The sequence below is a fragment of the Streptomonospora wellingtoniae genome (assembly GCF_031845375.1).
Taxonomy (GTDB): domain Bacteria; phylum Actinomycetota; class Actinomycetes; order Streptosporangiales; family Streptosporangiaceae; genus Streptomonospora; species Streptomonospora wellingtoniae.
The window spans coordinates 1-25,202 of the sequence record NZ_JAVREK010000002.1 but is presented as its reverse complement, the minus strand read 5'-3'; the positions used below and the strand labels follow the sequence as shown (position 1 = coordinate 25,202).

General features: G+C 74.0%; 22 protein-coding genes and 1 pseudogene. 11 read left to right on the top strand and 12 right to left on the bottom strand.

Features of this window, described 5'->3' with window-relative positions; genetic code table 11:
• Positions 1 to 18: 18 nt before the first annotated feature.
• A complete protein-coding gene (locus RM446_RS01900) occupies positions 19 to 1,410 on the bottom strand; it encodes a serine hydrolase domain-containing protein (protein ID WP_311543300.1) in 1,392 nt (463 codons plus the stop codon).
• Between the two features lie 350 nt (positions 1,411 to 1,760).
• Between RM446_RS01900 and RM446_RS01895 the strand changes: the two genes are divergently transcribed.
• The 3 genes from RM446_RS01895 to RM446_RS01885 all read left to right on the top strand — a co-directional run bounded on the left by RM446_RS01895 (position 1,761) and on the right by RM446_RS01885 (position 4,768).
• Positions 1,761 to 3,248 carry a sensor histidine kinase gene (locus tag RM446_RS01895; protein WP_311543299.1) on the top strand — a complete coding sequence of 496 codons (1,488 nt, stop codon included), beginning with the start codon at positions 1,761 to 1,763 and terminating at the stop codon, positions 3,246 to 3,248.
• Complete coding sequence (locus RM446_RS01890; RefSeq protein ID WP_311543298.1) at positions 3,245 to 3,898, top strand: response regulator transcription factor; 654 nt, start codon at positions 3,245 to 3,247, stop codon at positions 3,896 to 3,898. The genes RM446_RS01895 and RM446_RS01890 overlap by 4 nt, the downstream gene beginning before the upstream one ends.
• 441 nt (positions 3,899 to 4,339) lie before the next feature.
• Positions 4,340 to 4,768, top strand: a complete 429-nt coding sequence (locus RM446_RS01885) for a DUF3237 family protein (protein ID WP_311543297.1) — start codon at positions 4,340 to 4,342, stop codon at positions 4,766 to 4,768.
• A 27-nt stretch (positions 4,769 to 4,795) separates the two neighbouring features.
• Here the strand turns inward: RM446_RS01885 and RM446_RS01880 are convergent, their stop codons facing one another.
• On the bottom strand, positions 4,796 to 5,212 hold the full coding sequence (locus RM446_RS01880) for a DoxX family protein (RefSeq protein ID WP_311543296.1): 417 nt from the start codon (positions 5,210 to 5,212) through the stop codon (positions 4,796 to 4,798).
• 225 nt (positions 5,213 to 5,437) lie between these two features.
• Here RM446_RS01880 and RM446_RS01875 point away from each other — a divergent pair, with 225 nt between their 5' ends.
• Positions 5,438 to 5,605, top strand: a complete 168-nt coding sequence (locus tag RM446_RS01875; RefSeq protein ID WP_311543295.1) for a hypothetical protein — start codon at positions 5,438 to 5,440, stop codon at positions 5,603 to 5,605.
• A 193-nt stretch (positions 5,606 to 5,798) separates the two neighbouring features.
• Here the strand turns inward: RM446_RS01875 and RM446_RS01870 are convergent, their stop codons facing one another.
• Positions 5,799 to 6,710, bottom strand: a complete 912-nt coding sequence (locus RM446_RS01870) for a LysR family transcriptional regulator (protein ID WP_311543294.1) — start codon at positions 6,708 to 6,710, stop codon at positions 5,799 to 5,801.
• 153 nt (positions 6,711 to 6,863) lie between these two features.
• Between RM446_RS01870 and RM446_RS01865 the strand changes: the two genes are divergently transcribed.
• The 3 genes from RM446_RS01865 (at position 6,864) to RM446_RS01855 (ending at position 11,791) form a co-directional block, all read left to right on the top strand.
• Complete coding sequence (locus RM446_RS01865; protein WP_311543293.1) at positions 6,864 to 7,724, top strand: aldo/keto reductase; 861 nt, start codon at positions 6,864 to 6,866, stop codon at positions 7,722 to 7,724.
• A 190-nt stretch (positions 7,725 to 7,914) separates the two neighbouring features.
• Entirely contained in the window at positions 7,915 to 9,663 is a 1,749-nt protein-coding gene (locus tag RM446_RS01860) for a gamma-glutamyltransferase family protein (RefSeq protein WP_449657170.1), read from the top strand.
• Positions 9,664 to 10,000: 337 nt separating this feature from the next.
• Positions 10,001 to 11,791, top strand: coding sequence for a M23 family metallopeptidase (locus RM446_RS01855; RefSeq protein WP_311543291.1), 1,791 nt, complete (start codon positions 10,001 to 10,003; stop codon positions 11,789 to 11,791).
• A gap of 90 nt (positions 11,792 to 11,881) precedes the next feature.
• Here the strand turns inward: RM446_RS01855 and RM446_RS01850 are convergent, their stop codons facing one another.
• From RM446_RS01850 to RM446_RS01830, 5 genes are all read right to left on the bottom strand, one after another.
• Positions 11,882 to 12,604: a polyamine aminopropyltransferase gene (locus RM446_RS01850; protein WP_311543290.1), complete on the bottom strand. Its 723-nt coding sequence runs from the start codon at positions 12,602 to 12,604 to the stop codon at positions 11,882 to 11,884.
• 218 nt (positions 12,605 to 12,822) lie between these two features.
• On the bottom strand, positions 12,823 to 13,683 hold the full coding sequence (locus RM446_RS01845; protein ID WP_311543289.1) for a polysaccharide deacetylase family protein: 861 nt from the start codon (positions 13,681 to 13,683) through the stop codon (positions 12,823 to 12,825).
• A 12-nt stretch (positions 13,684 to 13,695) separates the two neighbouring features.
• Entirely contained in the window at positions 13,696 to 14,454 is a 759-nt protein-coding gene (locus RM446_RS01840) for an SDR family NAD(P)-dependent oxidoreductase (RefSeq protein WP_311543288.1), read from the bottom strand.
• Entirely contained in the window at positions 14,451 to 15,797 is a 1,347-nt protein-coding gene (locus RM446_RS01835) for a M20/M25/M40 family metallo-hydrolase (protein WP_311543287.1), read from the bottom strand. Before RM446_RS01835 ends, RM446_RS01840 begins: the two co-directional genes overlap by 4 nt.
• A gap of 172 nt (positions 15,798 to 15,969) precedes the next feature.
• Positions 15,970 to 17,640 carry a PucR family transcriptional regulator gene (locus RM446_RS01830; RefSeq protein ID WP_311543286.1) on the bottom strand — a complete coding sequence of 557 codons (1,671 nt, stop codon included), beginning with the start codon at positions 17,638 to 17,640 and terminating at the stop codon, positions 15,970 to 15,972.
• A gap of 68 nt (positions 17,641 to 17,708) precedes the next feature.
• Here RM446_RS01830 and RM446_RS01825 point away from each other — a divergent pair, with 68 nt between their 5' ends.
• The 3 genes from RM446_RS01825 to panF are packed head-to-tail and all read left to right on the top strand — an operon-like array spanning position 17,709 to position 20,677.
• The gene (locus tag RM446_RS01825) at positions 17,709 to 18,839 is read left to right on the top strand and encodes a M20 family metallopeptidase (protein WP_311543285.1); all 1,131 of its coding nucleotides are present in this window, start codon (positions 17,709 to 17,711) and stop codon (positions 18,837 to 18,839) included.
• A 5-nt stretch (positions 18,840 to 18,844) separates the two neighbouring features.
• Positions 18,845 to 19,165 (top strand): YhdT family protein, encoded by a 321-nt coding sequence (locus tag RM446_RS01820; RefSeq protein WP_311543284.1) that lies wholly within the window; start codon positions 18,845 to 18,847, stop codon positions 19,163 to 19,165.
• A 6-nt stretch (positions 19,166 to 19,171) separates the two neighbouring features.
• The gene (panF, locus tag RM446_RS01815) at positions 19,172 to 20,677 is read left to right on the top strand and encodes a sodium/pantothenate symporter (protein WP_311543283.1); all 1,506 of its coding nucleotides are present in this window, start codon (positions 19,172 to 19,174) and stop codon (positions 20,675 to 20,677) included.
• A gap of 115 nt (positions 20,678 to 20,792) precedes the next feature.
• Here the strand turns inward: panF and RM446_RS01810 are convergent, their stop codons facing one another.
• From RM446_RS01810 to fdhA, 3 genes are all read right to left on the bottom strand, one after another.
• Positions 20,793 to 21,383, bottom strand: coding sequence for a DUF2752 domain-containing protein (locus RM446_RS01810; protein ID WP_311543282.1), 591 nt, complete (start codon positions 21,381 to 21,383; stop codon positions 20,793 to 20,795).
• A 110-nt stretch (positions 21,384 to 21,493) separates the two neighbouring features.
• On the bottom strand, positions 21,494 to 21,958 hold the full coding sequence (locus RM446_RS01805; RefSeq protein ID WP_311543281.1) for a pyridoxamine 5'-phosphate oxidase family protein: 465 nt from the start codon (positions 21,956 to 21,958) through the stop codon (positions 21,494 to 21,496).
• 270 nt (positions 21,959 to 22,228) lie between these two features.
• Positions 22,229 to 23,449: a formaldehyde dehydrogenase, glutathione-independent gene (gene fdhA / locus RM446_RS01800; protein ID WP_311543280.1), complete on the bottom strand. Its 1,221-nt coding sequence runs from the start codon at positions 23,447 to 23,449 to the stop codon at positions 22,229 to 22,231.
• A gap of 563 nt (positions 23,450 to 24,012) precedes the next feature.
• Between fdhA and RM446_RS01795 the strand changes: the two genes are divergently transcribed.
• The gene (locus tag RM446_RS01795) at positions 24,013 to 24,897 is read left to right on the top strand and encodes an NPP1 family protein (protein ID WP_311543279.1); all 885 of its coding nucleotides are present in this window, start codon (positions 24,013 to 24,015) and stop codon (positions 24,895 to 24,897) included.
• 101 nt (positions 24,898 to 24,998) lie between these two features.
• Here the strand turns inward: RM446_RS01795 and RM446_RS01790 are convergent.
• Positions 24,999 to 25,202: pseudogene (locus RM446_RS01790) on the bottom strand (IS110 family transposase); the annotation flags it as partial.

Genomic DNA, 25,202 nt, shown 5'->3' with positions numbered 1-25,202 from the left:
GCGGCGGGACCCGGCCGCCTATCGGCGCTTCTCCCGCGCGAGGGCGGTGACGCGGACCGCGACGACCCCCAGGCAGACGAAGGAGGCGAGAACGAGGAAGGACAGTTCGGCGGGGATCGCGTAGAAGCGCTGCAGCCACGTGCCGTCCCTGCCTCCCAGCAGGATGTCGACGGCGGGCTGGAAGACGGCCAGCAGGCCCGGCGGGACGAGGTAGGCGAGCAGCCGACCGGCGGTCCGCCACAGCGGGCGGCCCCGGCGGCGCCGCGCCCAGTCGCCGCTGCGCAGCACTCCGCAGACACCCAGTGCGACCGTGGCCGCGGTGAGCACCCCGAACACGGCGTCGACCTTCCACAGCGACGAACCGCCCTCCGGGGGTGTGCGGCCCTCCGTCAGCGCCAGCAGTCCGTCGACGAGGCGCGCCGAATCCTCCTCGGTCAGCGCGATCCCGGTGTTGAGCAGCACCGCGACGCCGTAGCCCGTTTCAGGCACCAGGAACTGGTAGGAGGAGTAGGTGGAGAGGGCGCCGCCGTGCCAGGTCTGCGGCAACCGGGCGTGGTCGCCCTCCTCAGGCTCGCGCCGCATCCAGCCCAGCGCGGAGCGGCCGTCGTGGGAGGAGGGCGCATGCATCTCGGCGACGCTCGCCGCCGACACCACGCGCTCACCCGTGGCAGAGCGCCCGCCGCTCTGCTGGAGGACGAGCCATCGCGCCATGTCCTCGGCGGTGGACACCATCCCGCCGGACCCGGCGCTGAAGTGGTCGGGCTCAGGCAGCGCGATGTCCGCCCCGTAGGCGCGGACGAACCCGTTCGCCAGCCCCGGGCTCGGCGCCCCCGACGACTCCAGCGCGACGGTGTCGTCCATCCCCGCAGGCGCGAACACCTCCCGGCGCATATAGCTGCCGAACGGGAGCCCGCCGACCTTCTCCACCAGCCGCGCGGCGACGTGGTAGTTGGGGTTGTGGTAGTTCCACTCGCTGCCGGGGTCGGCGGAAAGGCCGGCGGTGCGCAGCTGCGCGACGGCCTCCTTCAGTGACTGGGGCTGGTCGGGGCGCGAGGCGTCGGGAAACGTCCGGTCGGACATGCCCGAGCTCTGGTCGAGGAGGTGGCGGACGGTGATCCGCCCGCCGCGCGGATCGGCGACCCGAAACTCCGGCAGGTAGCGCTGCACCGGCCGGTCCAGCTCGACCCGGCCCGCCTCGACCAGCTGCATGACGGCCAGCGCGGTGAACGACTTGCTCAGCGAGGCGATCCGCATCGGCGAGTCGGCGGTCAGGGGTGCGCCGTCGGAGGTGCGGCCGTAGCCGGCGGTGAGCACCGTCTCGCGCCCCTCGGTTACGGCGACGGTTGCGCCCGGCAGCCCGGTGCGCTCCACATAGCGCTCGGCGAAGGCGTCAAGCCGCGCGGCGCTCACACCGCTCTCCTGCGCGGCCGCGGGCGGACCGGACGCCGCGAGCGCGGCCAGGGCGCACACTGCGGCCGCGCCTGCTGCGCGGCGGCGCCCTCCGAGCGGTTCGCGCCGACGCGGGGCGCGCGGGCGGCCTCGATTGAGCAGCATGGTCTTCCTCCCACGTGGTCCCGATGCCTGCCCGGAAACGCTAGGGAGCCGGCGCCCCGCAGCGCATCATGCGAACGTGCCCGGCCGCGCCCGCACCTTCGTGGCGCCCGGAGGCCCGCCACCCCCTCCTTCGTGGCGCTCCGCCCCCGCGATCCCCCCACTGACGGGCGAAGATACCGACGCAGGCGTTCTGTACGGTTGGCACCGTGCAGCCGATCGACGACACGCCAACCCCCTCCCCCGCCGTGCGCACCGCAGGCACTGCGCGGCGGGGGACCGTGCTGTGGGCGGTGCTCGCGCTGTGCGCGGCCGCGGACAGCGGCGCCGCGCTCGCCGGAGGCGGCATTGTGTCGGTCGCCTCCCCCGCCGTGGGCGTCCTGGCATTCCTCTGCGGGCGCCTGACCGCGCGAGACCGGCTCGCTCTCGGCGTTTCCGCGGCGCTGCTGGTGCTCCAACCGACCGCCGCGCTGCTGGGCCGCGCCACGGTGACGAGCGCTTTCGCCACGGCGGCCTCGGCTGTGCTTGTCGCGGTGCTGCCCTGGCTGCTCGGCCGCTACCTGCGCAATCGCGCGGAAGCGGCCTCGCTCGGATGGCGGCGCGCCGAGCTGCTGGAGCGCGAGCGGAACCTGGTGGCCGAGCACGAACGGATGCGCGAGCGAGCCCGTATCGCCCAGGAGATGCACGACTCCCTGGGGCACGAGCTGAGCCTGGTCGTGGTGCGCGCCGGTGCGATGCAGGTGGCGCCGGACTACGGCGAACGGGACCTGCGGCGCGCGGCCGGCGAGGTGCGGTCGGGCGCGGCCGCGGCGGTCGAGCGGCTGCAGGAGATCATCGGGATACTGCGCGAGACCGGCGACCCGCTGGCGGGCGACCCGCTGAGCCAGAGCGCCGTGGAGCTGGTCGACCGCGCCCGCGACGCGGGCATGGACGTCGCGGTGCACGGTGCAGAGCTGCTCGACCGCGGCTCCGGCGCGGCGCAGCGGGCGCTGTGCCGGGTGGTACAGGAGGCGCTGACCAACGCGGCCAAGCACGCGCCGGGCGCCGCGGTGCGCGTCGACGCCGAGGAGGGTGCGGAGGGCGGGTGCACGGTACGGGTGCGCAACACAGCGCCGCGCGGAGCTCCGAGCGCGGCCGGCGCCTCCGGCGGCAGCGGGCTGGCCGGGCTGGCGCGGCGGCTGCGCCCGCTGGACGGCACCATCGCATCGGGCGTCCGCAGCGACGGCGGCTTCGAGGTGGTCGCGCACCTTCCCCCGGCCGCCGCCGGGGCCGATACGGGCGGCACAAGCGCCGCGGAACTGGAGTCGCGCTACTCCGCCTCCCAGCGCCGCGCGCTGGGTGCGGCGGTGCTGGCGCCGGCGGGGCTGCTCGGCGTGCTGGCGGCGGCGTGGCTGGGATACTACGGCTACGTTTCCGCCGGATCGGTCCTGGAGCCGCAGGAGTTCGCCCGCCTGCGCATCGGCCAGGAGCAGCGGCATGTCGAGGAGGTCCTTCCGGCGATGCGGATGCTCGACCCGCCGTCCGAGCGCAGCGGTGCGCCCGCCGACGGCGCCCGGTGCCGCTACTACCGCTCGGAGATCGCCCTGCCGGGCGCCGCCACCACCGCCTACCGGCTGTGCTTCGCCGAGGGCCGGCTGGCGGCCAAGGCGGCGGTGCCCGTCGGCGAAGGCGCCGGAGCCGGCGGGGCCGCCCGGTGATCCGGGTCGTACTCGCCGACGACGAGGCCCTGATCCGGGCGGGCATCGCCACGATCCTGTCCGCGGACCCCGATATCGAGGTGGTCGCCGAGGCGGGTACGGGGAGCCGGGCCGTCGAGCTGGCCGGGGTGCACCGTCCCGACGTCGCGCTCGTCGACATCCAGATGCCCGAGACCGACGGGCTGAGCGCGGTACCGGAGATCCTGCGCGTGTCGCCGCGTACGGCGGTCGCCATCCTGACGACGTTCGGCCAGGACGACTACATCACCCGCGCGCTGGACGGAGGCGCGAGCGGGTTCCTGCTCAAGACCGCAGAGCCGCAGGAGCTGATGGCCGGGGTGCGTGCGGTCGCCGACGGCGGCGCGTTCCTGTCGCCGCAGGTCGCCCGGCGCGTGGTCGCCCACCTGCGGAACCGGCCGACGGCGCCGGCGGCCGAGGCCCGCGAGCGCGTCGACGTGCTGAGCCGCCGCGAGAAGGACGTGCTGGCCCTGCTCGCGGTGGGCGCCTCCAACGCCGAGATCGCGCGAGGGCTGCACCTGGCCGAGGACACCGTCAAGGCCCACGTCAGCGCGATCCTCGCCCGCCTGGGGCTGCGGAACCGGGTGCAGGCCGCCGTCCTGGCGCACGAGGCGGGTCTGCGGCGGGCGTGAGCGGTGGGCACCCGACTCACAGGGACCGAACCCCGTTGATCTTGTAGCTATCGTGAAGGAAACCGATTTCCATTTGCGATAGCTACAAGATCGGCGTGATGGGCGGGCGGGTGTCGACCATGGGGACGATGACGCCCGCCGCGCCGGCGTCCAGCGCCCGGCCGATGGCGGTGGGGTCGTTGGCTTCGACCCGCACCATCCCGACCGCGGCACTGGCGCCGTTTGGAACGCGGGGGTCGAGGTCGTCGCCGTGGCCCCGGACGGCTCCCCCGCGCGCTGATGACCGCGGGACGCGGCCCGGCCTTCCTGCGAGAATCGGGCGGCGGGAGGCGCCGGACGCGCGGCGCTCGGCCGATTCGGCGGCGGAGCTCCTCGGGAGGCGGGGCGCCTTCGCGGGTACGGACCTCCCGCACGCCCGCAGCCCTACCCGGACGGAGCCCGATGGCCCTCGCGCTGGAGCACGCTTTCACCGTCACCGTCGAGCTCGGAGAGGTCCGCGAAGTCGGCCTGACCCCCGCGGGGTACCGCCGGGTGATCCCGATCGTCGGCGGCTCGGTCCGCGGCCCCGCACTGGCCGGCGAAGTGCTGCCCGGCGGCGCGGACTGGAACCTCGTGCGCCCCGACGGCGGGGTGCACGTCTGGGCGCGCTACGAGATCCGCACCGCCGAGGGGGCGGTGATCTCGGTCGTCAACGAGGGGCTAGGCAACTCCGGCGCGGGCGCGCGGTCCTGCGCCACCCGCCCGGTGTTCGAGGCGCCCGAGGGCGGTCCGGTTTGGCTCAACACCGCCTTCTTCGTGGGGGAGCTGCGCCTGCCGACCGCACCGGGCGGCCCGGTCGGCGTCGAGGTCCACCGGGTGCTCGCCGGCTGAGGCGGCGCACCGCGGCCGGATCCGCGTTCACCGCCGTACCAGCGCCGCCAGTTCGCGCGTCCGGGGCCGGCGGCCCCACGCCACAAGGGCGAAGACGACGCCCAGCACGACGGTCTGCGCCGCGAAGGAGTGGTAACCGGGGGTGAGCAGGTTCCCGGCGGTCGCTCCGGCCATGACGCCCAGCAGCCCCAGCGCGGCCAGACCGGACAGCCGCGGGATCAGCAGGCCTACAGCGCCGGCGACCTCGCAGACGCCGGTGACGTACCGCAGCCACTGCCCTGCGCCGAGGTCGGTGAACAGGCGGACCGCGTCCTCGCTGCCCGCCAGCTTCGTGCCGCCTTGGAATAGGAAGAAGGCGGCGAGCAGGATCTGCACCACCCACAGCACGATGTTCAGGATGCGGCCGCGGCGCCGCGCAGCGCTCCCGGTCTCGATCGGACTCACGGGACCGCCCCCTCACTCCCCCGAGGGGGACCGTCGGTGCGAACAGCCTATCGCGCGCAAGCGGAAGCGGAAGCGGGAAGGGGAAGGGAAAGCGGGGCCGCGGCGGCCGCGACCGCGGCGGGCGCCGCTGCTCCGCCAGCCCTGCTTCGGAGCCGGTCGGAGCCTGCGGCGCAGCACCGGCTTCCCGGGAACCGAGCGGCCGAATTCGCGCTCGCGGAAACTCCGGTGCAAGTACCGATCCCCGTCCCCCTGCCCGAGATCCGGAGCCCGCTTCCGGGAACGCCGCCCGCAGACCCGGATTCCGACGAAATCGGCCGGACCTCTCCGTTCTTGTCCTCGACCGAGGATCTCGCCGCCTACGGATATGTCGAGGAGGAGTTCCTGATCTCCTGACCGCCGCCGTCCACTCCGGCGGCGAGGAGGTGTCCGGGCACCACCAAGGGCACCTGCCTCCGCGCGGTCGCGCGTGTGGACGCGGGCAACGTCCGCGGCGGCGACCTCACCCCCGCCGACGCCGCACACAACCGGCACGAGGCGGTACGGTCGGGGATCGGCGGATAGGGCGCGGGCGGCTGCCGCGTCCCGCTCAGCCGCGGCGGCCCGCGGCCGGGGTGCCGCGGCCGGGCGCGAGGTCCTCCTCGACCATGGCGAGCAGCGCGCGGGCGGCGGTGCCGGCGGCGCTTCCCGCCGCAGTGACGGCCGCGGTGCGCCACTGCGGCGCGTCCTCGATCGGGACGAAGCGCGCCTCGGAGGTCTTGACCGAGAAGTGCTCGGGCACCAGGGCGATGCCCAGCCCCTGCGCGGCGAACGCGAGCAGCGAGTGGACGTCGTTGACCTCGACCGCGACGCGGCGGCGCGCGTCGGCTCCGGCCAGCATGGCGTCGACCTCCTCCCGGATGCCCGAAGCGGGGCCGAAGTCGACGAACGCCGCGCCGTCGAGCTCCCCCAGCGCGACGCGGCCGCGTTCGGCCAGCGGATGGGCGAGCGCGCAGGCGAGCACCATCGGCTCCGCACCGATGGGCAGCTCCTCCAGGTCGGCGGTGGTGCCCGCGCCGGTGGAGGTGAAGGCGACGTCGACCGCGCCGCGGCGGACTCCCTCCAGCAGCGCCGCGGCCCCGTCCTGCTGGAGCCGGATCTCGACGCCGGAGTGCTTGCCGTGGAAGCGGCCGAGCAGCGCCGGGACGTCGGGGGCCGCCAGGCACTGCAGACTGCCCACGGTCAGTGTGCCGCGCAGCAGGCTCTGGACGGCGGCGACCGCGTCGCGGGCACCGGAGACCTTCGCGAGGACGTGCCGCGCCTCGGGCAGGAGGGCCCGGCCGGCGTCGGTCAGCTCCACCCGGCGGGTGCTGCGCACGAAGAGGCGGGCGCCCAGCTCGCGTTCGAGGGAGCGGATCGACGCCGACAGCCCGGACTGTGCCACGAGCACCCGCTGGGCCGCGCGGGTGAAGTGGCGCTCCTCGGCCACCGCGACGAAGTACTCCAGTTGGCGCAGCTCCACGATTGATCACCGCAATCGAACAGTTCCATCGGTTTATTCTCTTGGACAGCTTAGTGGGGTCGGCGTGAAGCTGGGAGCGCCGCGGAGGGCGGACCAACGGCCGGCTTCCGGGGCGCACCGCATACGCCATCCGATTTTCGGGAGACCCGGATCATGCACAACCGCAGTATCGGAGGACGCACGGTCAGCGCGATCGGACTCGGCGCCATGCCGATGTCGATCGAGGGCCGGCCCGACCGCTCCCGCGCGACCGCGACCGTCCACGCGGCGCTGGATGAGGGCATCACCCTCATCGACACCGCCGACGCCTACCACCGCGACGCGGACGAGGTCGGCCACAACGAGTCGCTCATCGCCGAGGCGCTCGCCGCCGCCAAAACAGCCGGGGACGGCGTGCTCGTCGCCACCAAGGGCGGACACCTGCGGCCCGGCGACGGCACCTGGACCCTGGACGGCCGGCCCGAGTATCTGAAGCGGGCGTGCGAGGAGTCCCTGAGCCGCCTCGGTGTCGAGGCCATCGGGCTCTACCAGTTCCACCGGCCCGACCCCGGCGTGGACTACGCCGAGTCGGTCGGGGCGCTGGCCGAGCTGCTGGACGAGGGCAAGATCCTGATGGCGGGGATCTCCAACGCCGACCCCGACCAGATCCGCTCCGCGCACAAGGTGCTGGGCGGGCGCCTGGCCTCGGTCCAGAACCAGTTCTCGCCGAAGTTCCGCTCCAGCGAGCCCGAGCTGCGGCTCTGCGAGGAGCTCGGCGTCGCATTCCTGCCCTGGAGCCCGCTGGGCGGCATCAGGGAGGCCGCCGACCTGGGCTCGCGCTACTCGGCGTTCGCGGCGGTGGCCGAGACCCGCGGCGTCAGCCCGCAGCGGGTGTGCCTGGCCTGGATGCTGGCCAAATCGCCGGTCGTGGTGCCCATTCCGGGCTCTTCGCGGCCGGAGACCGTGCACGACAGCGCGCTCGGCGCCGATCTGCAGCTGAGCGACGAGGAGATCGCCCGCCTCGACCGCGCCTGAACCCACCGCCCGGACCGTCCGTCCCACGCATGCGGTCGGCTGTCCACCGGAGCCCGCAGGTCCTACCATCGGATCACGCGGGCTCCGGCCGGCCCGCCCCCGCTACCCCCGATCCGGCCGGCGTCCGGACGCGCCGAGGAGGCCTCGCCCGTTGTTCACCACCAGACCGACCCTGCAGGGCACCTACGGCATGGCGGCCTCCACGCACTGGCTGGCCTCCGGCACCGCCATGGCAGTACTGGAAGACGGCGGCAACGCCTTCGACGCCGCGGTCGCCGCCGGCTTCGTGCTCCAGGTCGTCGAGCCGCACCTGAACGGCCCCGCCGGCGAGGTGCCGATCATCCTCGCGCCGGCCGGCGGCCGCCCGCTGGTGCTGTGCGGCCAGGGCCCGGCCCCCGCCCGGGCCACAGTGGACCATTACACCGGGCTGGGCCTTGACCTGGTGCCCGGAACCGGCCCGCTCGCCGCGGCCGTCCCCGGCGCTTTCGACGCGTGGATGCTGCTACTGCGCGACCACGGCACCAAGCCGCTCGACGACGTGCTCTCCTATGCCGTCGGCTACGCCGAGCGCGGCCACCCCGCCGTCGAGCGTGTCGGCGAGACCGTCGAGACGGTGCGGGAGCTGTTCGAGTCGGAGTGGCCGAGCTCCGCCGAGCTGTACCTGGCCGGCGGCCGTCCGCCGCGGCCGGGCGGCCTGCTGCGCAACCCGGCGCTCGCGGCCACCTGGCGCCGGCTCCTCGGCGAGGCGCGGGCCGCCGGCGGGGACCGTGAGAGCACCATCGAGGCCGCGCGCCGCGTCTGGCGGGAGGGCTTCGTCGCCGAGGAGCTGGCCGCCTTCGCCGCCCGGCCGACCCTGGACTCCTCCGGCGAGCGCCACGCCGGCGTGCTGACCGGCGACGACCTGGCTTCGTTCGCCGCCTCCTACGAGGAGCCGGTCGGCTACGACTGGAACGGCTGGCGCGTCTTGAAGGCCGGGCCGTGGAGCCAGGGCCCGGTCTTCCTCCAGCAGCTCGCCCTCCTGCCCGAGGATCCGGACGCCCTCGACTACGGCACGCCCGAGTACGTGCATACCCTGACCGAGGGCACCAAACTGGCCATGGCCGACCGCGAGGCCTGGTACGGCGACGCCGCCGACGTGCCCCTCGCCGACCTCCTCTCCGACGCCTACAACCGCGCGCGCCGCTCCCTCGTCGGCAGCGCGGCCTCCCACGAGCTGCGCCCGGGCTCGCCCGGCGGCCGCACGCCGCGGCTGGGCCGCGACGCGCTGTCCCGCACCGGAGTCGCGGCCCCGGCGGCGGGCGCGGGAGAGCCGACCGTGGCCCCGAACGGCGGGACCCGCGGCGACACCTGTCACGTCGACGTCGTCGACCGGCACGGCAACATGGTCGCCGCCACCCCCAGCGGCGGGTGGCTGCACTCCAACCCGGTGGTGCCCGCGCTCGGGTTCCCCCTCGGCACCCGGTTGCAGATGACCTGGCTGGAGCCGGGCCTGCCCAACTCTCTGACCCCCGGCCGCAGGCCGCGCACCACGCTGACGCCCTCGCTCGCGCTGCGCGGCGGCGAGCCGGTGATGGCCTTCGGCACCCCGGGCGGCGACCAGCAGGACCAGTGGAGCCTGCACTTCTTCCTGGCGGCGGCCCTGCGCCGAGCGGTGCGCGGCGGATTCGACCTCCAGGGGGCGATCGACGCGCCCAACTGGCACACCGAGAGCTTCCCGGGCTCCTTCTACCCGCGAGCGTGGCGGCCGGGCTCGATCACCGTCGAGTCCCGCGTGGGCGAGGCGGCGATCGCCGAGCTGCGCCGGCGCGGGCACGACGTGACCGTGGGCGAGGCGTGGTCGGAGGGCCGTCTGTGCGCCGTCGCGCGCGACCCCGAGACGGGGGTCGTCTCCGCGGCGGCCAACCCGCGCGGCATGCAAGGATACGCGGCGGGCCGCTGACGGCCGCCGGTCGCGCGCCGCCGACCGCGGGGCTCCCGACGGCGGCCCTCTTCTTCGACGGGCGCCGGTCGGTCCGGACCCGTCGGACTCCCGCCGCGACTGCGACGGGCCGCGAACGCATTCGGAGCGGAATACTCCCGTATGACCGGCGCAGTCCTTTCCTGGGCGCCCAATACCGTGCCGCAGAAACGGCCGCCCCCGATTCACCGGCGCAGTGATCGAACCAGAATGATCATCCGCCGATCTTCGTCCGAAATTGGCCAATTCCTTCCGGTACGCGGATTCGGCACCCTAGTGTCACCTCGCGGACGGCAGATCCCGACCGAAGGAATACCGCATGCCGAATCCGCAATCGGAAAAGGCCGCCTCTGCCCGATCGCCCCGCCCCGCCCGCCGCCACCGCGGGGGACGGGGAACGGCGCTGACCGCCGCGCTGGCGGCCGCCCTGCTCGCTCTCACCCCGATGGGCGCAGCACAGGCCGACCCGCAAGAACCCCCCTCCCCGACCGCGCTTCCGGACGACTTCCTGGCGCCGTTCGACTGCGATCAGCAGTGGGAGGCGAATACCCGCAGAGACCACAGTCCCCGGCCCGCCGTCGACTTCCAGCGCCCCGACGCCCTGGGCGAGAACGCCCGCGCCAGCGCCGGCGGAACCGTGTCGACAGTGGACTTCGCCGAAGGAAGCTACGGAAACTACGTCGAGATCGACCACGCTGGCGGATACTCCACCCTCTACGCCCACCTGGACTCCGTGGACGTCGCCGCGGGCGACGACGTGAGCCAGGGCGACGTGATCGGCGCGGTGGGCAACACCGGGGGCTCCTTCGGCGCCCATCTGCACTTCGAGCAGAAGCTCGACGGCGACCCGGTCCGCGTCGTCCTCGACGGCCAGGAGATGGAGTACTACACCGAAGGCGACGATCCGCTGGTCACCAGCACCAACTGCGGTGACGGCGACCCGCCGGACCCGGAGCCCGCTCCCACCCGGCTGGCCTACACCGGCCCCGAGTCGGTCTCCAACGGCTCCGCCGCCGAACTCAGCGCCACACTCACCGAGGAAGGCGGCGACCCCGTCGCCGACCGCACCGTCGCCTTCACCCTCGGCACCGCAGACCACGAACAGACCTGCGAAGGCACCACGAACACCGACGGCACCGCCACATGCACCATCGACGCCGTCGACCAGCCCCTCACCGACGACGCCACCGTCCCGCTGACGGCCGGCTTCGCCGGCGGCGACGACTTCGCTTCGGCAGAGGCCTCCGCCGAAATCGTGGTCACACGGGCGACGGAGCTGGCCTACACCGGCCCCGAGTCGGTCTCCAACGGCTCCGCCCCCGAACTCACCGCCACACTCACCGAGGAAGGCGGCGACCCCGTCGCCGACCGCACCGTCGCCTTCACCCTCGGCACCGCAGACCACGAACAGACCTGCGAAGGCACCACGAACACCGACGGCACCGCCACATGCACCATCGACGCCGTCGACCAGCCCCTCACCGACGACGCCACCGTCCCGCTGACCGCGCGGTTCGAGGGCAGCACGGCCTTCGAGCCCTCGGAGGCCTCCTCGGAACTGCGGCTCCAGTACGTCACCGGCCGCTCCTACGGGATCAAGGCGGACGTCCCGGTGCTCGGACTGCCGGTGTCGATCGATCCCACGCCCGACACCGGCGAGGTGCGCACGGCGCGCGCCGAGACGGTCGGGCCGCAGTGCGCGCAGAACGTCAGCGCGCTGGTTCTGTCGGCGAACACGCTCTGCACCGAGGTCGCCGCCCAGACCGGGCCGAGCGCCGCGACCTCCACCGCCAGTGTGGAGGAGGCCTCGATCGGGCTTCCGGGACTGCCGGTGGTCGGGCTCTCGGGAGTGCGCTCCACCTCGACGAGCACGTGTGACGACCAGTCGGGCAGCGTCGACATGGAGCTGACGGTGGCCGGGACGCCGGTCGACGTGGGCGACACGCCCAACCTCGAGGTCGACCTCGGGGCCGCGGGCACCAAGCTCGTGGTCAACGAGCAGGTCCGCGAGGACGGCAGGCTGACCGTCAACGCCCTCCACCTGACCGCTCCCGGCGGAGTCGACGTCGTGGTCGCCTCCAGCACGAGCGCCGCCCGCAACTGCGGCTGATCGGCGGATGCGGCCGGGCGGAGCACCGCGGCGGCCGCATCCGGCACCGCGCCCGCCGCCGACCCGGTCGGCGGCGGGCGCACCGGCGCGTCAGGCGGAGTGGGCGGTCGCGAGGTAGACCGTGTTGGCCGCGTCGCGCTCCTGCAGCGGGTTGGGGAAGGCGACGACCTCGGCGCGCACCTCGGCGAAGACCTCGCCGAGGACTGCGGAGAAGCGCGCCTCGGGCGGGTCGTTGGACCACAGCGCGAAGACGCCGCCGGGGTGCAGCAGGCGGGACAGGCGGCGCAGGCCCTCCGCCTCGTAGAAGCCGGCGTGGCTCTCGTCGAGCAGGTGGCGCGGCGAGTGGTCGATGTCGACGAGGACAGCATGGAAGCGGCGCCCCGGCTCCTGCGGGTCGACGCCGTCTTCCGACCCGCTCATCGCGAAGAAGTCGCCGTGCACGAACCGGCAGCGCGGGTCGGCCGTCAGCCGGGCGCCCGCCGGGATCAGCCCGCGCTCGTGCCACTCGATCACCTCGCCCAGCGCCTCGACGACCACGAGCGAGGCCACCCCGGGCTGGTCGAGGACGGCTTCGGCGGTGAACCCGAGGCCGAGGCCGCCGACCGCCACGTCCATCGGGCCCCGCTCCGGCTCGCCTAGGGCGAGCCGGGCCATCTCCTCCTCGGCGACGGTGAACAGGCTCGACATCAGGAAGTCCTCGCCGAGCTTGATCTCGTGGACGTCGGCGCGGAAGACGGGGTCCCATCTGCGGCGCAGCACGAGGTCGCCCATCGGTGTCGGACGCCAGTCCAGTTCCTCGAAACGACGGCCCACGGCCCGCTCCCTTCACGCTCCGCATGCCCGCGCCACGTCGGCGCGGGCCCCGCGGCCGAGCAGACGGTGCAGCAGGCACTCCGCGGTGCGGCGCTTCCCGCGAGCACGCCCACGCCCACGCCTCCGCGGCCCCCGACACTATCCCGGTGGGGCCGCATCGGCTCCGCCGGCGGCGGAGCCGGGTGCTCGCCGGCCCGGCGCAGGGGTGCGGGTCCGGCTCAGCCGCGCGGCGGTGCCGCCTTGGGGCGGCCGAGCCGGGCGCCGCCGACCGCCAGGTCGGCGACCGCGCCGACGGTGGCGAACTCTACGCCGTACGCCGCGACGCGGTCCAGCCACTCCTCCAGCCGCAGCAGCCGGTGGCCGCGGCCGATCACCTGGGGGTGCAGCGTGACGGTGAGCACTCCCTGCTCGGTCTCGCGCAGCATGTAGCGCAGGTCCAGCTCCCAGTCGGCGAACATGCGCTCGGCGTCGCCCAGACCGGGCAGCGTCCGCGCGGGGGAGCTGAGGAACTCCAAGTGCGGAAGGTCGTCGAGGCTCCAGCTGACCGGCACCTCCACCAGCGGGGTCTCCTCGCCCCAGACGGTGCCCTCGGCGTCCACCCGGTCGCCGGTGCGGCACCGGTAGGGCGCGTAGTCGTGGCCCATCATGGAGCTGTCGTAGCGCAGCCCGCGCTCGTTCAGCAGCGCCACGGTGTTCTCCGACAGGTCCCAGGCCGGCGCCCGGAACCCGCGGGCCTCGGTGCCGGCGACCTCCCGCAGCGCCTCGATCGAGCGGTCGAGCACCGCCCGCTCGGCGTCCTCCTCAAGCACGGCGACGTTCTCGTGCGCGTAACCGTGCAGGGCGATCTCGTGCCCGCCGTCGCGGATCCGCCGGCACAGCTCCGGATAGGTGCGCGCGGTGTGGCCGGGAACGAACCAGGTGGCCGCGAGCCCGCGACGCGCCAGCGCGTCCAGCAGCCGGGGCACGGCCACCGCCGCGAACTCGCCGCGCGAGCGCGGGGTCGCCGTCAGCTGGCCGCGGTTCACCCACACCGACAGCGCATCGAAGTCGAAGGTGAGGCAGACGTATCCGTGCGGCATCGCGGTGCCTCCTCAGGCCGGCGGGAGCGCGGCGTTGCCGGCCCCCGCCCCTCCGTCGACGGTGACGGTCGTACCGGTGATCCACTCGGCGCCGCCGGAGCACAGGTAGGCCACGGCCGAGGCGACGTCGTCGGGGGAACCGGGCCGCGGCCAGGGCCGCCCGGCCTCCACGGCGCGGACGTAGTCGGGCCGGAGCGGGTTGACGTCGCTGCCGACCTCGATGAACCCCGGTGAGACGGCGTTGGCGCGGATGCGGTGCTCGGCGAGCTCCAGGGCGAGCGCCTTGGTCAGCATGGTCAACCCGGCCTTGGACGTGCAGTAGTGCGCCGCACCCCGCCGCGCCCGCTCGCCCGCTCCGGAGGTGATGTTGACGATGTCCCCGGGACGGCCCGCCGCGACCAGGGCGCGGGCGAACTCGGTCGACAGGGCGAACGGCCCGTCGAGGTTGGGAGCGAGCACGCCCCGCCACTCCGCGTCGCTCATCTCCAGCAGCGGGCGGCTCGGGTAGACACCGGCCGCGTTGACCAGCACGTCCAGCCCGCCGGCGCGTTCCCAGGCGATGCGGACGCAGGCGCGGGCCGCTTCCGGATCGGCGACATCGGCGGCGACGGTGCCGACGCGCTCGGGCGCAGCGAACTGCGCGGCCGCGGCCGCGCACCGCTCCTCGTCGCGTTCGCTCAGCACGACCGCGGCTCCCTCGTCCAGGAACCGGCGGGCGACGGCCGCGCCGATCCCTCCCGACGCTCCGGTGACCAGAACTGTGCGGCTCACGCTTCCTCCCATGTCCGGCGGCGGGTGATGCTGCGGCGCAGGGCCAGGTACTCCGGTACGGACATGCGCGGCGGTGATTCGCGCAGCACCCGGCGGGCCTCCCCGGCTCCCTCGCAGAGCAGGTCGACGACGGTACCGGCGAGGTAGAGCGCCGGTTCCACGGCTGCGGCGCGGTGGTCGACGACGCGGTAGTCGCTGCTGTGGTGGTCGCCTGCGGCGCCCCCGCAGTAGGGGTGGGACACCGGCATGACGTGGGCGAGATCGCCCATGTCGGTGCAGGCGCCCAGGTGGCGGCCGCGGGCGGTCGGCGCGTCCCCCACGACGGGCCCGGCGTTGCGGGAGACGACGTCGTCCAGCGCCGGGGCCGACTGCAGCGGCAGGTAGGCGAGCAGCGTGTCGGTCTCGACCCGAGCGCCCAGGGCGAGTGCGCCTGCGCGTGCGCAGCGGGCCACGGCCTCCGCGGCGCCGCGCAGCGCATCGACGCCGACGGCGCGGACCATGGCGTGCAGCGCGGCCGAGGCGGGCACCGAGCCCAGCGTGCCGTGGCCCCCGGTGACCAGGTAGTTGATCCGCACACGATCGTCCTCGGGGAAGGCCTCGCGCTGGGCGTCGAGCGCGTGGGCGGCTACGGTGGCGGCTTTGAGGGCGTTGACGCCCAGCCAGGGGCTCGACCCGGCGTGGGCGGAGCGGCCGCCGAAGCGGGCGCGCACGAGGCAGGACCCGTTGAGCGTGTCGCCCACGGAGAAGCGGGGGCCGCCACCGCGCCCGGTGTGTGCGAGAAGGGCCATGTCGACCCCGTCGAAGGCTCCCGTGCGCAGCAGCTCGGCCTTGCCGACGGGGAACTCGGCCCGGTCGGAGCGCTTCGCACCGCCGGTTGCGCCGGCCGCGGCGTCGAGGAGAGCGTCGGCCTCGCCCAGTTCCTCGGCGGGAGCGGCGATCAGGGCGACCGACCCGTCCAGCTCGGCCATCACTTCGCGCAGGCCGGCCGCGGCACCGGCCACGGCGGCGATCTGGGCGTGGTGGCCGCAGGCGTGGGCCGCACCGGTAGCCGGGTCGGCCAAGGGGTGCTCGGGCAGCACCAGGGCGTCCAGCTCGCCTACGAGCGCGACGCGCGGCCCGTCGCCGCGGCCGGGCAGCACGGCCCCGACCCCCGTACCGGCGAGCCCGGTGCGCGGCGTGAGCCCCAGATCCTCCAGCCAGGAGCCGAAGCGCGCCGCGGTGGCGTGCTCGGCGTAGCCGGGTTCGGGTGTGTGCATCAGCTCGCCGCTGAGGGCCTCGATCGCGTCGGCGCGGCGCTCGACGGCCGCATGCGCCGCCCTCTTCAGGCGCGCGGCGGTGCTCATTCGCGCTCCGCCGCCGTGCGCTTGCGCGCCGCCGGTGCGCGGCGGGGACGGCACCCGCCCCCGCACGGGGCCCGCGCCGGGCGGCGGTCCTGCGCCGGACACGCCCTCAGCACGCCCGGCTCGCGTCGGTTGCTCACGTCGCCAGTATGGCGGCGGCGGGCGGGCCCGGGCCTCATGCCCGGCTCTGAACTTCGGCCGTCCCCCTTGTGCGCAGGTCCAAACCCGACCGGCGCAGGGACAGGGCCGCGACCAGCCGGTCGTCGGGATCGTCGAGGTCGATGCCGCAGATCTGCCCCATGCGGCGCAGCCGGTAGCGCAGGGTGTTGGGATGGACGTGCAACGCGCGGGAGGCCCCGATCACGTCGCCGAACGCGTCGAGGTAGGCGGCCAGGCTGGCGGCGTAGTCGGTCTGGTGCCGGTGGTCGTAGGCGAGCAGGTCGGGCACCGGACCGGCGGCGAAGCGCGCGTCCTCGGCCACCAGGTCGGCCAGTACGAGTGCGCCGATGGCGGCGCGCACCTCGCCGGGATGCACGACGCAGGTGTGCGCGGCGCCCCGGTCGCGCAGCACGCGCAGCACCAGGTCCGCCTCGGCGAGGGAGCCGGGGGCGCGCCCGGCGTCGGGAACGACCGTGCCCAGCGCGCCCAGCACCGCGCAGCCGGCCGCGCCGGCCGCGCGCTCGACCACCTCGCGGGCGGCACCGGCCAGCTCTGCGCTGCCGCGGCCCTCCACCCCGCACAGCAGCACGTCGACGCGCCCGCGGGAGGCCACCGGGACCGCCGGATGGTCCAGGGCGGGCAGGTGCACGCTCAGCAGGTCGGCGAACGCGCGCGTGTCATGCGGCCGTCCGTCGGCGAAGACGCAGCTGAGGACGGCCGCGGGCCGGTCCCGGTCGACGTCGAGCCACTCCAGCGCCTCGTCCTCGGCGGTGCCGTCCAGCAGCCTGCGGGCGGCCGACTCGGCGGCGCGGCGGCGGGTCTGCGTGCGCACCCCCATCCGCGAGAGGTATTGCCCGGCCGACGCCGCGGCCCGGCGCAGCACGACCGGCGCGTCCTCGGGCAGCGGGCCTCCGCGCTCGGCCACCCAGATGGACCCGAGGATCTCGTCGCCCGAGCGCACCGCCGCGGCCAAGCGGCGGTTGATCCCCTGCTCGGGTACGGCCGGTATGTCGACGACGTCGCCGTCGCGCCACAGCCGCCGGTAGACGCCCTGTTCGCGCAGGCGCGAGCGGTACCAGGCGGGGCCGCGCTGGTCGAGGGCCGCCTGCCGGCGCATCGCGTCGTCGGAGTCGGCGAGCCGGGAGGAGGCGAGCACCTCCTGCTGCGGGTTGAAGATCATCACCGAACCGCCGACCGACTCGCACAGCGCATTGGCGAAGTCGGCGAGCTCGCGCACGGGCGGGGCGGATGCCTCGGCGTCCAGGCCGGCGCCCGCGGTGGCGAGCAGGCCGCGCAGCTGGCCGGAGAGCTCCGCCCAGCCGGTGCCCGACTCCAGCGCGAGCAGCGCGACACCGGCGTGCCGGGCGAGCGCGCTCAGCCGCTCGCGCATCTCGGCGGAGCCGCGCACGACCACCGCGGCGGCGCCGCGCCGGGCCGCCTCCTCCAGCACCTCGGGGGCGCCCGCTTCGTCGACGCCCACAGCCAGCAGCAGGTCGCCGGGCTCGGCGGCGAACTCCGCGGCGGAGTCGTGGATCACGACGCCGTGGCAGAGCACCGCGGGGTCGGGCGGTTCGGCCCATACCGACAGCAGGTTCGCGCCGATTGCCTCGACCACCGTGTTCAGCGTCGGTCCGTGCACCTGCCCCACCTCCTTGTCGCAGACGACAAGTTCCGTGCGGTTCTTCATACCAGCGGATCATTACAGCGCGACGATCACTCGCCGAAACTGGCGGCTATACGTCATCCGGGGAGGCAATGCCGATGCAGGGGAAGTTCACCTCCGCACTGCGCTCGCTGGTCGATGCGGAGTCGCCGTCGGCCGACGCAGCCGCGGTGGAGAGGTGCGGCGACCGCCTGGCCGAGGTCGGCGAGGCGGTCGCCGGCGCCGCGCCGGAGCGTATCGCGCTGGCGGACGGGCCCTCGGCGCTGATCTGGCGCCAAGGCGACGCGCGGGCTCCCGGCCGCGTGCTGCTGCTGGGGCACCGCGACACGGTGTGGCCGCTGGGCACGGTGGCGGAGCGCCCGTTCGCGGTCGAGGACGGCCGGGCCCGCGGGCCGGGCGTCTTCGACATGAAGGCGGGGCTGCTCGTCGCCCTGTACGCCATGGCGGAGCTGCAGCCGCAGGTGCCGGTCACGCTGCTGGTGACCGGCGACGAGGAGGTGGGCTCGGCTGCCAGCCGGGAGCTGATCGAGGCCGAGGCGCGGACGTGCGGGGCCGTGCTCGTGCTAGAAGGGGCCGCCGAGGGCGGAGCGCTCAAGCGCGCCCGCAAGGGGTGGTCCATCTACACCCTGCGCTGCCGGGGGCGCTCGGCCCACGCCGGACTGGAGCCGCACAAGGGGCGCAACGCCCTCGTGCGGATGTCCGAGCTGGTCGCCGAGTCGCAGCGGCTCGGCGCGCCGGAGCGCGGGCTGACGGTGACCCCGACACTCGCGCGGGCGGGCCATACCGTCAACACCGTCCCCGACGACGCCGAGCTGCACCTGGATGTGCGCGCCAGTACCGCCGCCGACCAGCGCCGCGCCGACGAGAGCATCCGCCGCCTGGCCGCCGCGTCGACCGGCGTCGAGGTGCACGTCGAGGGCGGGATCAACCGGCCGCCGATGGAGGAGAGCGCGACGGCCGCCCTGCTGGAGCGGACTGAGCGGCACGCGCGCGAGCTGGGCGCGCGGCCGCCCGAGTCGGCCGCCGTCGGCGGCATCTCCGACGCCAACCTGGTGGCCGCGCTGGGAATCCCCGTCCTCGACGGGCTCGGCGCGGTCGGGGGCGGGCCGCACGCCGAACACGAGTGGGTGGACGTCGACGCCACCCTGCACCGGATACCACTGGTCTCGGCTCTGGTGGACGGCCTGGCCGAACACCCGCTGCCGGATCCCGAAGGGATGTGAGAACCATGCCGCAACCCGCCACCCGGACCGGCGACTCCGACTTCGAGGAGGACCCGCGCTACCGCACCGCCAAACGGGAGCTCTTCATCGCGCTGGCCTACTGGGGCGCGTTCACCGTCGCCGTCACCGCGACCGCCTGGCTGCTGGGCGGGGGCAAGGCCGCCGACGAGATCGCCTTCGTCATGGGCTTTCCCGCCTGGTTCTTCTGGTCGGTACCCGTGGCCTGCCTGCTCTTCTCCGGAATCGCCTTCATCCTCGTCCACCGCTTCTTCACCGACATCCCCCTCTCCGCCGGCGGCGACGCCGGGGAGCCCGACGAGAGGTAGCCGACCATGCGCTGGGGCGTCATCATCCCGATCCTGCTCTACGCCGTCGCACTCCTGGTGATCGCCTGGTGGAGCTTCCAGCGGCGCCGGGCGGTCGCCGAAGGCCACAAGACCGAGCACTACTACATGGGCGGGCGTTCGCTCGGCTGGCTGCTGCTGATGTTCACGCTGCTGGCGAGCGGCGCCAGCGCCGGCACGTTCATCGGCGGCCCCGGCCTGGTCTACGGGCAGGGCTACGGCTGGATCCTGGTGTCGGTCTTCCAGGTGCCGACGGCGTTCATCGCGCTGGCGGTGCTAGGCAAGAAGTTCGCCATCGTCGGGCGCAAGCTGGGCGCGCTGTCGATCGTGGACATGCTGCGGCACCGCTACGAGAACCCGGCGGTGGTGATCGTCAGCTCGCTGGGCATCGTCGTGTTCCTGACCGCCTACATGGTGCCGCAGTTCGTCGGCGGCACTCGGCTGCTGGAGGCGGCGACCGGCGCCGACTACACGGTCCTGCTGGTGTGCCTGGCGGCGCTGATCGCGCTCTACACGACCTTCGGCGGCTTCCTCGCCGACGCGATGAGCGACGTGCTGCAGGGCGTGATCATGCTGGTGGGCGCGGTGGCCGTGTGGGTGGCGCTGCTGGTCGCGGCCGGGGGCATGGGCCCGGTCAACGAGCAGGTGATGAGCACCAGCCCGGAGCTGTTCACGCTGCCCGGTCCGGCCGGGTTCACACCGCAGATGATCGCCTCCTACTCGCTGCAGCTGGGCCTGATGTTCGGCGTGCTGCCGCACCTGGCCGTGCGGGCGATGAGCTACCGCGACTCCCGTTCGGTGCACACCGCGATGAAGGTCGGCCCGCTGGTGATGACCGTCATCACCCTGGGCTTTCTGACGATGGGCATGATGGCGCGCTACTTCCGGCCCGACATGGAGGTCGGCGACCTGGCGCTGCCGATGACGATCATCGAGGTGCTGCCGTCGGGCCTTGCCGGCGTGCTGTTCGCCGCGCCGCTGGCGGCGGTGATGTCGACGGTGGACGCCATGATCCTGGTGGTCAGCGGCACCATCGTGCGCGACCTCTATGTCACCTACGTCAACCCGCGCATCAGCGACGGCCGCACCTCGGTCGTCACCTCGGCGACCACGCTGGGGCTCACCGCGATCGTGCTGGTGCTGGCCCTGAACCCGCCGGACTACCTGGAGCTGCTGGTCATCTACGCCATCGGGGGCCTAGAGGTGGCGTTCTTCTTCCCGCTGGTGCTCGGGCTGTACTGGAAACGGGCCAACGCACTCGGCGCGGGGCTGGGGATGGCGGGCGGCATGGCCTGGTACACGGTCGTCAACAACTGGGCTCCGGGACTGGCCCTGGGCATGTTCCCGATCGCGACGTCCTCGGCCGTCGCCCTGGCGCTGTTCCTGCTGGGCAGCTACCTGGGCCCGCGCCCGCGACGCGAGGTGCTGGTGAAGTTCTGGGGTACCCAGGCCGAGATCGACCGGCTGAGCGAGCCCGTCGGGCCCCTGCGCTAGGCCTCGGAACGGTCGGGGCTCGCCCGGCCGATCGACACCCCAATCGCCCCCTCATGCGGCGGCCGGGGCGCGGCTTCCCTCTCGCGCCCCGGCCGCCGCGCTCGCTCCGGGCGGATCAGCGCGCGGACGCACGGCCTGCGCCGCGGGCGGCACGGCCGGAGCGCGTGCTGACCACCGCGACCACGGCCGCCAGCGCCGCGCCGACGGCGTAGACCGCCATCGTGGCCAGCGGCGTGGCGTCCTCGGCGGAGGTCTGCAGCAGGTCGCGGTTGAGCTGCTGGTTCACCTCCAGGGCGATCACCAGGACGGTCGCGACGACGGCGGCGGCGGGCCAGGAGACGACGCGCACGTTCACCCAGCGCCCGGTGACCAGCCCTGCGGCGAGGCGCAGCAGGGTGGCGAAGGCGCCGGCCACCAGGACGATCCCCAGGGGGTTGTAGCGCAGGGACATCGCCAGGTCGCCGCTCATGGCGGCCCACACCGCGCGGGTGGCGCCGCAGGTGGGCATCATGACGCCCATGTAGTGCAGCGGGCTGTGCAGTTCGACCGGGGGCAGGCCGAAGACCGCCATGGCCGCGCCCGCGAGGAGCCCGCCCACCGCCACGTACAGGACCCAGCGGTGGCCGTCGTGCGTCTCGACCCGCATCCGGACGGGCAGCGCCCAGGCGGGCACGCTGGCGCCGATGCCGCGTTCGCTGTCGCTCATCGCCCTATTGTCCCCCGTTTCCGGCTCCGCTGCGCCAGCCCCGACGGGGTCCGGCGCGGCCAACCCCGGCGGGGGCTCCGCGGCGTCGCCGCGGACCCCCCGGGCGGCGGTCACACCAGCCAACTGCCGTCCAGCATCAGGTCGCGCTCGGGCAGCTCGTCGACCTCGCGCCAGGCCTGGACGAGCTGCGGACGGACGCGGTAGTAGAGGTTGCCCTCCGAATCCCGCGGGTCGAAACCGGTCTTGGCGGCGAACGCGTCGAGGGTCCTCGGCGGCAGTTCGGCCGCCGCCAAGGCCTCGGCCTCGCCCTCGACGAGCACCACGTCACGGGGAGGACCGACCCCGATCCGGACCCGCCCGGAAGTGCGCAGATTGCGCCCGGTCGGGCTCGCCGCGACCGTGGCCAGCAGCAGCGTCGCGCCGTCCCACAGGAAGGACAGCGGCACCATGTAGGGCGTGCCGGCGGGGCCGCCCGCCGTGGCCACCCAGGCGTCGACGTCGGACTCCAGTCGGGCGAGGGTGTCGAGCTTGCGCTGGGAGCGCGGGCGCGGGGGTGCCGAGGGGGCCGTCGTCATGGCGTCGGGGCTCCTTGCCGTGATCGGGGTGCGGTCGGGGCGAGCGGGACCCGACGCAAGAGTAGACGCCGCGTCGGGGCGCGCTTCCACCTCCGGACGGGTCGTCTCCGCCGCGGCCGCCCGCGGGCGCGCGCCGCCGCCGGGGCGGGCGCATCGCCGGAACCTCGTCCGTAGGAAGCGTCCGCGCCGCGGAGGGGCGCACGGCCCCGCCGCGGCGCGGTTCTCCCCTCGCCCGCCGTCGGAGAGGGGAGACCGGCCGACACGGCAGGCTCAGCCGGAGCCGAGCAGTCCGTGCGGGTCGAGGACGTACTTGCGGGCGGCGCCCTTGTCGAACTCCTGGTAACCGCGGTCGGCCTGCTCCAGCTGTATGGGTGTGGCGTTGACCGCCCGGGCGATCTGCACCCGGTCGTGCAGGATCGCCTGCATCAGCTGGCGGTGGTACTTCATCACCGGGCACTGGCCGGTGAAGAACGCGTGCGACTTCGCCCAGCCCAGTCCGATGCGGATGGACAGCGAGCCATTCCGCGCGGCCTCGTCGGCGGCACCGGGGTCGCCGGTGACGTAGAGACCGGGGATGCCGAGCGACCCGCCGGCGGCGGTGACCTCCATCATCGTGTTGAGCACGGTCGCCGGCGCCTCGTGCGCGGCGTCCGCGCCGTGGCCGCGGGCCTCGAAGCCCACCGCGTCGACCCCTGCGTCGACCTCCGGCACGCCCAGAAGCTGCTCGATCCGGTCGCGCGGGTCCTGCTCGGAGACGTCGACAGTCTCGCAGCCGATGGCGCGCGCCTGCTCCAGGCGCTCCTTGTTCAGGTCGCCGACGATCACGACGGCGGCGCCGAGCAGCAGTGCCGAGGCCGCCGCGGCGAGCCCGACGGGTCCGGCACCGGCGATGTAGACCGTGGAGCCCACGCCCACCCCCGCGGTGACGCAGCCGTGGAAGCCGGTCGGGAAGATGTCGCTGAGCATGGTGAGGTCGAGGATCTTTTCCATGGCCTGCTGCTTGTCCGGGAAGCGCAGCGCATTCCAGTCGGCGTAGGGCACGAGGACGTAGCGCGCCTGGCCGCCGACCCAGCCGCCCATATCGACGTAGCCGTAGGCCGATCCCGGCCGGTCCGGGTTGACGTTGAGGCAGATGCCGGTACGGCGCGCCTTGCAGTTGGCGCAGCGGCCGCAGGCGATGTTGAAGGGCACCGAGACGAGGTCGCCGACATCGAGGAACTCGACGTCGGGCCCCTTCTCGATGATCTCTCCGGTGATCTCGTGGCCCAGCACCAGCCCTTCCGGCGCGGTCGTGCGGCCGCGCACCATGTGCTGGTCGCTGCCGCAGATGTTGGTGGCGACGACCTTGAGGATGACGCCGTGGGGCACAGGCCGCCCCACGTTCGCCGGGTTCACGCCGGGGCCGTCCTTGAGGACGAACTCGGGGTAGTCCATGTCGACGAGCTTTACGCGGCCGGGACCCGCGTAGGCGACGCCCCTGTTCTCAGCCATAGCTCCCCCAAAAGCATGATGTGGATCACGTTTCGGTCGTGGACTGTGCTACCCGGGTGGGGCGCCGCCGATGTACGCAAAGCACATCGACTCCGATCGGTGATACGGAAAGCACTCAGAGTGCCCAACGGCCGACCGGGGCCGGTCCGACGCCTCCGGCGAAGCAGGCGCGGCTGAGCTGAACGGACGCGGCGCACGGCGGCACGGGCCCATCAATACCGGCTGCGGGGGAATGGGGCGGTGCACCGGTGGAATCGCGTCGACGTAGTGGGAATGCCACGCAGAGCATCCGCACGACCCCTTGCAGTAGCCGTCGGACTCCGCTACGTTTGCCGCGCCATTGTGAACCGGATTCCGCACGGGAGCCTTTCCCGACCACGCTGCAACCGTCCGCACCCCTTGCGCGGACCTTGCGCGCATTCGGGCGGGCGAACCGCTGGAGCGCCGTGTGCGCGCTGAATCCCGACGTACTGCGATTCCCTCACCACTCCGATCACCGATTCCCGCCCCTGCCCCGACGAGATCAGACGAAAACTGTCAGCGCAGATCGGATACCCCGCTCGATGAATATCATCGCCATGGGCGGAGGACGCGTGTCCTCCGCCTTTTCTTCGCCTGTCCGGAAAACCCGCCGCCCCGCTTCGCCGCGGCCGGGCGAATCCGAACCCGCCCCTTCTCCCGGCCGCGCCCGCACGCGGCGCCGGCGGCGCGGGGCGCTCGCTCTCGCCGCTGCGGCGGCGCTGGCCGTCCTGCCCGCCTCCCCCGCCTTCGCCGATCCGCCGGAGGCGCTCCCCGCCAGCGTGGCCGCACCCGACGGCACGTGGCAGCCCGCCTTCGACTACGACACCGACGGCTGCTATCCCACCCCGGCGATCGGCGCCGACGGCACGGTCGCGACCGGACTGAAGACCTCCGGTGCACTCAACGGCAGCTGCCGCGACGGCTGGGACCTGGACAACACCAACTCCTACGCGCGCGCCGAGTGCGACCCCAGCGGCTGGTGCGCCTACATGTACGCGCTCTACTTCGAGAAGGACCAGACCGTGCACGGGTGCTGCGGGCACCGCCACGACCTGGAGCACGTGATCGTCTGGGTGAAGGACGGCCAGGCGCGCTACGTATCGGCCTCGGCCCACGGCGACTACGACACCCGCGCCGCCTCCGACATCCGCTGGGAGGGCACCCACGCCAAGATCGTCTACCACAAGGACGGGGTGAGCACCCACGCCTTCCGCTTCGCCGCCGACCACGACGACCCGCCGGAGAACCACGACGGGGTCTGGCAGTACCCCGACCTGGTGAGCTGGAACAACTTCCCGTCCGGCATCCGCGAGAAGCTCGTGGCCGCCGACTTCGGCAGCGCCCGCCTGGCCCTCAAGGACGGCAACTTCGAGGCCGACCTGGAGGAGGCCGAGCCCTCCGGGATCGAGTTCGACCCCCGCGCCTGATCCGCCCGCCCACGTCAGCGGCCTCTCCAGGTCCCGCCCGGCTCGGTACGGACGGGACCGCCGCTTTTCGGGGGGGGGGGGGGGTGCCTCTATGTTCTTTGTCAAGCCGGGCGTGGTGCTCGGGGTTCGTAGAAGGTTCCGTCGCGGAGCATGGCGAACAGGACGCTGATGCGGTGGCGGGCCAGGCGCAGCAGAGCTTGTGTGTGGGTCTTGCCGCGGGCCCGGCACTTGTCGTAGTAGCCGCGGGAGGCCGGATCATGCAAGGCCGCGAACGCCGAGAGGAACATGGCCCGTTTGAGCTGCCG

Excerpts from the sequence above, each read along its gene's own strand:
- RM446_RS01805 (WP_311543281.1), bottom strand. The coding sequence starts at position 21,958 with ATGACGACGGCCCCCTCGGCACCCCCGCGCCCGCGCTCCCAGCGCAAG.
- fdhA (WP_311543280.1), bottom strand. The coding sequence starts at position 23,449 with ATGGCTGAGAACAGGGGCGTCGCCTACGCGGGTCCCGGCCGCGTAAAG.
- RM446_RS01885 (WP_311543297.1), top strand. The coding sequence starts at position 4,340 with ATGGCCCTCGCGCTGGAGCACGCTTTCACCGTCACCGTCGAGCTCGGA.
- RM446_RS01835 (WP_311543287.1), bottom strand. The coding sequence starts at position 15,797 with ATGAGCACCGCCGCGCGCCTGAAGAGGGCGGCGCATGCGGCCGTCGAG.
- RM446_RS01830 (WP_311543286.1), bottom strand. The coding sequence starts at position 17,640 with ATGAAGAACCGCACGGAACTTGTCGTCTGCGACAAGGAGGTGGGGCAG.
- RM446_RS01845 (WP_311543289.1), bottom strand. The coding sequence starts at position 13,683 with ATGCCGCACGGATACGTCTGCCTCACCTTCGACTTCGATGCGCTGTCG.
- RM446_RS01810 (WP_311543282.1), bottom strand. The coding sequence starts at position 21,383 with ATGAGCGACAGCGAACGCGGCATCGGCGCCAGCGTGCCCGCCTGGGCG.
- RM446_RS01795 (WP_311543279.1), top strand. The coding sequence starts at position 24,013 with ATGAATATCATCGCCATGGGCGGAGGACGCGTGTCCTCCGCCTTTTCT.
- panF (WP_311543283.1), top strand. The coding sequence starts at position 19,172 with ATGCGCTGGGGCGTCATCATCCCGATCCTGCTCTACGCCGTCGCACTC.
- RM446_RS01860 (WP_449657170.1), top strand. The coding sequence starts at position 7,915 with ATGGCGGCCTCCACGCACTGGCTGGCCTCCGGCACCGCCATGGCAGTA.
- RM446_RS01820 (WP_311543284.1), top strand. The coding sequence starts at position 18,845 with ATGCCGCAACCCGCCACCCGGACCGGCGACTCCGACTTCGAGGAGGAC.
- RM446_RS01855 (WP_311543291.1), top strand. The coding sequence starts at position 10,001 with ATGCCGAATCCGCAATCGGAAAAGGCCGCCTCTGCCCGATCGCCCCGC.
- RM446_RS01825 (WP_311543285.1), top strand. The coding sequence starts at position 17,709 with ATGCCGATGCAGGGGAAGTTCACCTCCGCACTGCGCTCGCTGGTCGAT.
- RM446_RS01865 (WP_311543293.1), top strand. The coding sequence starts at position 6,864 with ATGCACAACCGCAGTATCGGAGGACGCACGGTCAGCGCGATCGGACTC.